At 71.5% G+C, this 1811-nt stretch carries 2 protein-coding genes; one reads left to right on the top strand and one right to left on the bottom strand.

Annotation, left to right across the window (positions count from 1 at the left end; translation table 11 throughout):
* The coding region (locus tag AOK15_RS33045) for an IS200/IS605 family element transposase accessory protein TnpB (RefSeq protein WP_055522001.1) at positions 1–1543 on the top strand (1543 nt) is incomplete at its 5' end.
* 7 nt (positions 1544–1550) lie between these two features.
* Here the strand turns inward: AOK15_RS33045 and AOK15_RS47655 are convergent.
* Positions 1551–1811, bottom strand: a 261-nt coding sequence (locus AOK15_RS47655) for a rod shape-determining protein (protein WP_240508708.1), incomplete at its 5' end; no start/stop codon positions are given.

Genomic DNA, 1811 nt, shown 5'->3' with positions numbered 1-1811 from the left:
CGCCGAGGACGAGCACGTTCTTCGACTGGTGGGGGATCATCTGGGCACTGTCGCCTCGCGGGATCTGAAGGCGCGGTGTGCGGTGGGGCTGGACCACGACGCCGAGGGGTGGGCGGCGCGTAAGCGGGCTGTGACGGGGGTGTCGTCCTCTCGCTGGGCCGGCAGTATCACGAAGGCCACGCATGATCAGTGGGCTCTGGCCCGGCGGAGTCAGCTCGCACACATCCAGAGCCTGGAAGCGGGTGTGCGGATGATCGCGCACCGGTTGTCGCTGCCGGTGCGCGAGAAGGGCAACAAGCACGCCCCGGGCGGGTATGCGAGCAGGCGGGAGTGGCATGCGAAGGCGCGCCGTCTGCACGTGCTCACCGACCGGCTCCAAGCCCTCCGGGCGGACTGGGAAGCCGGACGTGTGCGTGTGGTGCGGGGCGGGAAGCGGCTACTGAACACCCGCCACCACCTCGATGCCGCCCAGCTCACCGAGGAGCAGTGGCGCACCCGCTGGCAGGCCGAGCGCCGCTTCCTCCAGGCCGACGGCGAGTCCGGTAAACGCTTCGGCAACGAGACCATCCGCGTCACCCCCGACGGGGAGGTCTCCCTCAAGCTTCCCGCCCCGCTGGCGTCTTTGGCGAACGCCCCGCACGGCCGTTACGTGCTCGCCTCCCGCGTGAGGTTCGCGCACCGGGGTGAGCAGTGGGCCGACCGCATCCATGCGAACCGGGCTGTGGCCTACCGCGTCCACGAGGACCCCGCACGCGGCCGCTGGTACCTCACCGCCTCCTGGACCAACCCTGCGGTGCAGACGGTGCCGCTGGCCGCGGTCCGTGCGGGCGGCCTGGTGGGGGTGGACACCAACGCCGACCACCTGGCCGCCTGGCGCCTGGACAGCCACGGCAACCCGATCGGCGCACCGAGACGGTTCGGCTACGACCTGACGGGCACAGCCGCCCACCGCGACGCCCAGGTCCGGCACGCCCTGATCCGCCTGCTGCACTGGGCACGCCGCCATCACCTCGCCCTCGCCATCGAGGACCTCGACTTCACCGCAGAGACGACCCGTGAGAAGCACGGCCGCCGCAAACGGTTCCGCACCCTGGTCTCCGGCATGCCGGTCTCCAGGCTGAGGGCCCGGCTGGTGTCGATGGCCGCCGCACTCGGCATTCCCGTCGTCGCCGTCGACCCCGCCTACACCAGCCGCTGGGGCGCACAGCACTGGCAACAACCCCTCACCAGCAAGACAAGGAAGACCACCCGTCACGATGCGGCAGCCGTGGCGATCGGAAGACGCGCCCTGGGACACCCGGTCCGGCGACGGACGGCACCGCCCCCACACGACCGGAGCGATCGTGCGGGGCATCGGACCGTCCAGGCCCCACCAGGCATCCTCGGGCGTGAGGGACCCCGCCCCCGCATCCCCGGACCACGGACACGATCCCTGCGCGCCGGACGCGGAGCGAACGCGGGCGACCAGGACACCCAACACCGTTCGGGGCGTCCGGCTGAGCACCAGTCCTGGCAACAGGACTCACTCCCGCTCAGTCTTTAGGAACGGTTCAGTCGCCTACCGGGTCCAGGGAGATGGGTTCGAGGCGGCCCTCCAGCATCGCGCCGACTCCGACGGCCGCGCAGACGTCCGGTCTCTCGGCGATCGCCACCGGCATGCCCGTCGCGTGGCGCAGCATCTGGTCGAAGCCGGGGAGCAGGGCGCTGCCGCCGACCATCATGATGCCGCGGTCGGCGAGATCGGCCACCAGATCGGGCGGGCAGTCGCGCAGGACCTTGCCGATGCCGTCGACGACCGCCGTCAGCGGGGT

The organism is Streptomyces ossamyceticus (assembly GCF_001418475.1).
Classification (GTDB): domain Bacteria; phylum Actinomycetota; class Actinomycetes; order Streptomycetales; family Streptomycetaceae; genus Streptomyces; species Streptomyces ossamyceticus.
Note: the sequence above shows the minus strand (reverse complement) of the source record. Positions and strands in the feature narration are given on the sequence as shown.